Annotated in this window: 6 protein-coding genes; 3 read left to right on the forward strand and 3 right to left on the reverse strand. The window is 55.2% G+C overall.

What is annotated here, in order from left to right; translation table 11 throughout:
• Positions 1 to 119 precede the first annotated feature (119 nt).
• Entirely contained in the window at positions 120 to 1334 is a 1215-nt protein-coding gene (locus tag ACR3FF_RS24340; RefSeq protein WP_458190714.1) for a DUF58 domain-containing protein, read from the reverse strand.
• A gap of 382 nt (positions 1335 to 1716) precedes the next feature.
• Between ACR3FF_RS24340 and ACR3FF_RS24345 the strand changes: the two genes are divergently transcribed.
• Complete coding sequence (locus ACR3FF_RS24345; RefSeq protein ID WP_458190715.1) at positions 1717 to 3822, forward strand: collagen binding domain-containing protein; 2106 nt, start codon at positions 1717 to 1719, stop codon at positions 3820 to 3822.
• Between the two features lie 545 nt (positions 3823 to 4367).
• Here the strand turns inward: ACR3FF_RS24345 and ACR3FF_RS24350 are convergent.
• Together ACR3FF_RS24350 and ACR3FF_RS24355 are read right to left on the reverse strand one after the other, a co-directional pair.
• Positions 4368 to 4787 carry an RNA-binding protein gene (locus tag ACR3FF_RS24350; protein WP_458190716.1) on the reverse strand — a complete coding sequence of 140 codons (420 nt, stop codon included), beginning with the start codon at positions 4785 to 4787 and terminating at the stop codon, positions 4368 to 4370.
• A 25-nt stretch (positions 4788 to 4812) separates the two neighbouring features.
• Entirely contained in the window at positions 4813 to 5001 is a 189-nt protein-coding gene (locus ACR3FF_RS24355) for a DUF1918 domain-containing protein (protein WP_458190717.1), read from the reverse strand.
• Positions 5002 to 5175: 174 nt separating this feature from the next.
• Between ACR3FF_RS24355 and ACR3FF_RS24360 the strand changes: the two genes are divergently transcribed.
• Together ACR3FF_RS24360 and ACR3FF_RS24365 are read left to right on the forward strand one after the other, a co-directional pair.
• Complete coding sequence (locus tag ACR3FF_RS24360) at positions 5176 to 5742, forward strand: NUDIX hydrolase (RefSeq protein WP_458190718.1); 567 nt, start codon at positions 5176 to 5178, stop codon at positions 5740 to 5742.
• Between the two features lie 226 nt (positions 5743 to 5968).
• The gene (locus ACR3FF_RS24365; RefSeq protein ID WP_458190719.1) at positions 5969 to 6925 is read left to right on the forward strand and encodes a transcription initiation factor IIB; all 957 of its coding nucleotides are present in this window, start codon (positions 5969 to 5971) and stop codon (positions 6923 to 6925) included.
• Positions 6926 to 7794 lie beyond the last annotated feature (869 nt).

The raw sequence follows: 7794 nt of genomic DNA on the forward strand, positions 1-7794 counted from the left end.
GCGCTCTCACTGGAGTGAGACCGCCGTCTTTGGTTGAATCATTCGCTCATCCGCGCCAGCTACTCTCGTCTCGCCCCAGAAACCGAGTCAGTAATCAGGAACGATGGGAACTACCGACATTACTGGTTCCTCGCTCGGTTCCGGTTCGTCTGGCGTGTCGACGCGAGAATCGCTTCGATACGGTCAGCAGCCCCGACCTCGAACGCAACCACACCTTCGATTCGTGTGAGACCACGGCGGAACTCCTCGAAATCGATGTATCGTTCGTATGCTGTTTCGATATCTTCCAAGCCCCCACTTTCGAACAGCACCGTCGGTGTCAAGAAGACGAGTACCTGCTCGGAATGTCGCTGAGCCATGTGCACCGTCTCACGGACTTCTTGTCGATGAGCATCATCAGTCAAGAGAACGGTAATGACCGACCCACGGGTCCGACTGAGGTAGGTCCGGACAGTGTTGTAGAGCGGATCCGATTCGATTTGGTGGAGATACTGCTGTGCGTTAGTGAAATACGGTAGCAGTGTCATACCGAATGCCGAGTCATCTGTCCGGAGTTGTGTCGCTGCCGCACGTGCTTCACTTGGGGTTCGATACTGGCGTGTCTCTGATAGACGGTTGAACACTGGTCCAGCGGTCGGCGTCAAGTCATGTAGATGAGTCTCGACTTGCGTAAAGTGGCGCATGTTCGCATCAGACTTGTAGTGGGCGGTCATTCCATTGTCGCCGATGCCGTACAATGCGATGGGTTCGGTATTCGACCGCGCGTGATCGGTGTACGCTAAGGCGACATGCCGGAGGTAGTCAAGTTTCGTCTGTCCCTGTGGCCCCATGGCCATCGACGAGCGATGATCAAGGACGAGCACCGTCGACAGGTCGGTCTCAGCATCGAACTCGCGAACGTGTGGGTGTCCCGTTCGCGCCGTGGCTTTCCAGTCCATTTGGCGTGCTGTGTCACCCGGTACGTACTGTCGAATTTCAGCTAGATCGAGACCAACACCCCGACGGCCTGTTTTGTGTTCTCCAAACGCCGTCGATAGCCGCTCGCCTCCCGCACCGACGTGGAGGTTCCGTGGCCGCCGTGGCATGACCGTTATGGTTGCTGTCGACCCAATGGGAACGGTCGTCTGGAAAACCCCCGCTGGGTCGGTGAGTGTGACCATCGGTGATTCTAACTCGAACTTCCCTGCAACCGGCCACCGTAGCGAGAACGTCGTCGTTGCGTCTTGATCACCGGTCTCGATTGTGATTTGCTGGGATTCGTCTTCGGTGGTGCGTGCTGCCACGGGCGGTCGTGCATCGACCCGAACGTCGATTGGCGCTGGGTCGGGAAGCATCGCATGCAAGACAACCCGCGTCGTCTCATCAGTGGTCACACGGTTGTGGGACACTGATTGGGTGAGTGTGAGTGCATCCTTCGTCTGCAACACTGCGCGTGTATATCGATACTGATGAACGAGTAATGACCCACCGAGGGCAGCAGCCCCTGCCAACAACAGCGGTTCTGCGAGGAGCCAAGCGCTACAGGCAAGAAGACCGGCAAGGAATACGCCGCTCCAATATCGATGGGTCACCTCCATGCTCTTGACAACTTGACCACTCCCAATTCAATGTATTGTTTTAGTGAGGACATCGTTCACGTCGTTGTTGAAAAAGTTGGTATTTTCAGTTCGAACAAAGGGAGAAGCTATTTTTATGGATGACTGAAAGAGAGTAGATGTGTCCCGTCCCGCTGCGACCACGATCGCCCTCATTGGCCTCCTCATCCTAGTGCTGGTGCTCCCGGCTCAGGCGATAACAGGCCCGATGAATGCCGGGTCTTCCAATTCCGCTAGGCAGGGTGACCAACTGGCGCAGATGGCCACTTCCTCGAACAATTCCAGTGTACAGCATGAGAATCCTGAGGATGTCCAGACAGACGGTGACCTCTCGGAACTCGAACGATGGTTGGCTGGCCGACTCTCCTCACAGCTCAAGGGAAGTTCGGTTCAACTCAGTCAAGGGGAGTATCAGAAGGCGCGATCGATAGTTGGGGACGACTACGATAGTTTGCTAGGCAAGTATGTCGATGTCGCGGGAAAAACCGAAGGAATGCAGGACGACAAGGCTGCCAAGTCATTCAAACAGACACAACAGAACCAACAGCAATTCGTCTCGCGGGTCCAACAGTATCGTGAGCTCTACAACCGCTACCAGCGAGCCAAGCGCAACGGAAACGACGACAAGGCGCGACAAATTGCACGTCGACTTGAGCGACTTGAACGCGACATCGACCAATCGCGCGGGAATCTCACTAGCGATTACAACACGCTGTCCAATGAGACGAATGCAAATTTCGAGCAGGAATCCCAAACGGTGCATACCATCTCGCAGAATATCTCGACTCAGCAATCCACCGTCCGTGAATCTGAGTTCGTCCAGACCGAACTGACTGCAACGGTGCAGTCAGCGGATGTCTCGTTCCTTGCCCCACTTTCTGTTACTGGTCGATTGACCGCCGAGAACGGATCCGAGCTCGCGAACAAGAGCATACAGATCGAGCTCGGTGGCAATCGCACGAAGCAGGTGCAAACAGATTCCGATGGTGAATTCACTCTCCACGCTCGGCCGACGACCACCGCGCTTGGGAACCAATCGTTCCGTGTCCAGTATCTTCCCGCCAATGACTCGGTCTATCTTGGCTCGAACCGAACCGTCTACGCGAATGTAACACAGGTTTCATCGACAGTTTCGATCGTCGAGCATACCACTACCACACGATTCAATGAGACAGTGGCAGTGTCTGGAAACGTGAACGCTGGAGGTGTTCGTGCCTCGAATGTCCCAGTTGCCATCTTCGTGGGCCAAAAACGGATTGGAACGGCTCGAACAACAGAGGCGGGGACGTTCTCGTTTCACCAGCAGCTCCCTGCGAATGTGCCTGCTGGAGCACAATCGGTTCGGACCACGGTTGCGCTTCAGAGCAAGGCACTTGCAACTTCGTCGACATCTGCTCCCCTCACAATCGAGCCGACAGCGACCAATCTTACAGTCTCCGGAACTCCTGGCAGTAAACGGAGTGTCGAACTCAGTGGACAGTTGCACACCGCCGACGGAACACCGATCGCAAACCAACGGGTCGCGATTCTGGTCAGCGGTACGCAATTTACAACCGTTCGAACGAACGCAAACGGCAGTTACCGAGTATCGCTCGTTCTGCCATCGAAGCTCATCGCAGATGATGGAGAAACGACGTTCGTTACAAAGTACAATGGGACAGGGTCGAATCTCGAGTCTGCACGCACATCGATAGCACTCGCAGTGGGGAGTGAGAGCCTATTCGATCGCATGACACGAGGATGGATTGTGAGCTTCGGCATCGCTGCACTTATCACGCTCAGTGGGTATCTCCTGTGGCGCACCGATATTTTGGCGAACATTGGCATCTGGGGTGGTGACGATGATGTGACAACAACGAGGGCAAGCGAAATGACTGGTGTTGAACCAGGAGGGAACGACGATAGTTCATCGCCTTCGTCGGTGGTCACTCACGCATTACTTGACCACGCACGGTCAGCGTTCGAGGCTGGAGAATACGAAACAGCAGTGGAATCAGCGTATTCCGCAGCCCGGCATCGCTTTGCATCGACCGTCTCGAAACCAGCTTCCACGCATTGGGAATTCTACAATGCCTGTCGTGAGGCAAACCTCTCGGATGAGATGCTTTCCACCCTCGGGGATGTCACTGAACGGTATGAACAGGCCGCATTCTCGACCAAGCGATTGACGCAAGAAACGACGACGAGGGTCATTGAGGAGGTAGCGGGACTACTTACAGACGAGTAATCGACTGACTAGGGGGACGATCAAAACCCACGCTTCGTTTCTTTCGAGAGAGGACAGCGTACACACGTGGGACGCTGTCGATTCGATGAGCGAAAGTGCCAAAGCCTGCTGTTGGTATGGAGGAAAACGAAGAAATCCCCACCGTCCGAGAGGCAGTCATCAATCGTTCCAAGCGGGGATTGATCGTGAGCGTTGATAACCTGCGTTCACGCGAATCCGACGCTCGTCAAACTCGTCAACCGAAAATGAGCGAGACTCCCACTGGCCGTTTCTCAGTGTGCAGAGAAGCCGTCGATGACGCCGCCACAATCCGGGCACGTCACTACCTCGGTGCCGGTGCTTTTGTGTCCAGTTGGGTCGCCATTGCGTGTCGTTTGTGACTGACCGCCGCTGCGGAGGTCAGAACTGCAGTAAGGGCACTCTTTCATGACACTCATCCACGCGTTGCGTGGTAACGTCTGTCATCACTTGGGGCGTTGTGATAAACTTTGTGACGGCCTAACCGATAGTGGCAGAAGATATGCAGCCGCTACTCGTGTGAATCGTCAGGCGAGGGCGTCGCGGGCGTTCTCCACCGCCGCGTCCTTTTTCGCAGGATAGGCCTCGACTTTCGCACGGAGCGTGATGCCCTGTCCGAGTTCGACGACGTCGCGGTAGGCCGACTGCTTGTCGAGCGAGACGAAAAACGAGCAGTTGTCGTCGACTCGCTCGTCTAACTCCTCGCGCACTCGTTCGATGTCGGGGAGTTCGCGGAGTTTGGAGAGGACGTGACGCATCTCGTCGGCGGTCTCGACTCGCGCCGAGAGGACGACGATACGGTCGCCGTGGTGGCCCTCGCTCTCTACGCGCTCGACCTCGAACTCCTCGGGGAGGAACGTGCGCAGGGCCTCCTCGACGCGCTGGACGTCTTCGGTGTCGTAGCAGAACGTACGCAAGTCGATGTAGTGGAACGGAACACTGGTCATGGCAGGAGCGGCGGAAATCGGCCCGTTATTCTTCGTCTTCGACGGCTTCGAGGGAATCCTCGGAGACGCCCGTCTCCTGTCCGTCCTCGAAGCTGATGGTGTAGGTGGCGTCACCGAACATGTTTTCCATCACCTGCGTAACAGTTCCCTCTTCGCCGTCGTACTCGCTGTGCTGGTCGTGTAGGATGACCGTGTCGTCTTCGTCGAAGCTCATACCGCCGGATAGCCCGTCCGTTCGTAAAAACCGTCCGATTCCAGAATGGCGGTGACCGAAGGCTTATTTCCACTGCCGGATAATTTTGACACATGATTACACACGATACACCCCCCGGAACTGATTCGGCTTCGCCGTCGTGTTCATCGAAGTCGTGCCCCTCGAATCTCGACGATGACGCTCGATGAACTCTGGTTTCTGGCCACCGAAGCGGAACAGCACGCCGAGCAGGCGTACCACCGTCTGACGGACGCCTACTCGCAGTTTCTGGAGTTCTCTCGGACCTACACCGTCTCCCGATACCGGTTTCGCACGCTCGCTCAGCGCGTCTCGGAAACGGGTGCACCGTACGGCGCACACACCGTCGTCTACCGCCCCTCAGGTGAGATGCTGTTGGTGTGGCACGAAGGGGTGGACAAGTGGGTACTCCCCGGTGGCAGCGTCCACGACGGCGAATCGTTCCGCGAGACAGCCGAACGCGAACTCCGCGAGGAAGCGGGCGTCGAAGCCGACTACGAAGGCCTCGCTATCGCGACCCGAATCGCGGTTCGGTACGCCGACTACTCGACGTGGGGCGTCCTTCCCGTGTTCGAAGCGCAGGCAGAGACGACGACGCCGACCGTTGACGACCCGGACGGGGAGATTACCGATGCGAGGTGGTTCGACGAGCCCCCGAGGAACACGCGCGACCGAGAACAACTGCTGGCGTGGCAAGACGACCGATTCGGTTCCCGTCCCTGACCTCGCCCGCCCAGTTCCCGAGTGATGGTTGCTTCAAACTGGTCATTGGTCGCATGAATAGGTTAAAAATTTTATTCATTGGCTGGCCGCTGACGCGCAGTTTACGACCATCCCATCCCATCCTGAGCGTGCGTAAGAGCGAAATCAACACTACTTTCGTGGGTATTGCCGAGAAATCGAACAGAGAGCTTAACCGTTTTGCTATCTTATATATCGTAGCTAATCAATGATACGCCCTTCCTGTCGGACAGAACGCGATGAGACGGAGCACAATACAGATCAACACGAGGGCGTCCGGGGTTGTCCAGAGTGTGACTCAGAAACTCTGCTCACAAGCGCAGACGGAAGTGAAACCGTCTGTGAGGCCTGTGGGTTAATCGTTGAGGAAGAAGCCGTTGATCCTGGACCCGAATGGCGAGCCTTCAACCAGCAAGAGCGTCAACGCAAGTCTCGGGTTGGTGCGCCGATAACCAAGACGATGCATGATAAAGGTCTTACCACGAATATCGACTGGAAAGATTTCGATGCCTCCGGTAACGCGTTGTCCGCTGAAAAACGCAGCCAGATGCACCGGCTGCGCAAATGGCAAGGACGTATCCGGACAAAAGATGCGAGCGAACGCAACCTCAAATTTGCGCTCTCCGAGATCGATCGGATGGCGAGCGCACTCGGTATTCCGCGATCGGTTCGCGAAGTGGCCTGTGTACTGTACCGTCGCGCACTCGATGAAGATCTGATTCGCGGTCGCTCGATCGAAGGGATCGCGACAAGTTGTTTGTATGCGGCGTGTCGCAGCGAGAATATCCCTCGAAGTCTCGAGGAGATTGCAGATGTGTCGCGTGTGGAACGAAAAGAAATAAGCCGCTCATACACGTATCTTGGACGGGAACTCGGGCTCGAAATACGACCGGTCGACCCGAAGCAGTATATTCCTCGATTCTGTTCAGAACTGGGGAGTAGCGACGCTGTCGAAGCGAAAACGAATGAAATTCTTGACACCGTCTCATCAAAGGGCCTGCTGTCGGGAAAATCGCCCACTAGTTGTGCCGCTGCAGCGATTTACGCTGCGTCACTCCTGTGTGATGAGAAAGAAACACAGCGTGCGGTCGCCGCAGTCGCGCAGGTCACCGAAGTGACCATCCGTAATCGGTATCGAGAACAGATTGATGCGCTCGGTCTCTAGTAACACGGCATATTTCCGTCGTGTATGCTATCGGCAGTGGATCACGGTCGCAACGAAGGCTGGCTTAGTGATACCGTCGTTCGACCTCAAGGGTCTTGGGCACAGCATCATCGAAGCGCTTCCGTAACTCGTCGCTGAAGGTCTGGATGTTTGTCTTTTCTTGTATCACCTCTAATTATACCCAATTGCTTCACTACTGATTTCGGCTAGCAGTCCCCTTCTCACTATACTCTGGCTAGACAGTTCACCCTGGCGTCTGTAAGTGTCGCACAGAGATTTTCGACATGCCAACAATGGTGAGTCGCTACAGCATGAATTAGTCAAGTCAGGATAGAAATATCATGGAAATTCTCAGCTCCTTCCGTCGATCGTACCCATTGGTTTGCCTCGCTTTATTGGCACAAAATAGTATTGAGACGCTGGTGACGAACCCTTATCCAGCTGGGACGCCTCTGTTGGAGTAGTTATGGGACTGTTCAGGAAACTCGGGCGTCAAGCCGAACAATTCAAAACGAAAATGGCGGATGCAGCTAACGAGAACTCAGTCTCTCGGTGTGAAGCATGTGATACGCGCTTCAGTGAACAATATGAGCAGTGTCCAGAGTGTGGATCGAAGACAATTACTCAGGAAACCACACAAGAGTAGTCCAAAACTCATTCCGCCCAGAGTGTGTCAATAGATGTGAAATTTTATGTACAGCAATTATTTGACAGCCGATTACTGCCACGTAACGCGTCTACAAGTGTATACTCGCTAGTTGTCCACTCTGGCTCAGGAGTCCAGCAGCTGATACGTAGTCCTGAGTGAAGCGGGTGAATCAGGAACCTGATTCATCCGCTGTCCGGATACGCACCTGGTGAACCTACCA

The organism is Haladaptatus ordinarius (assembly GCF_054177595.1).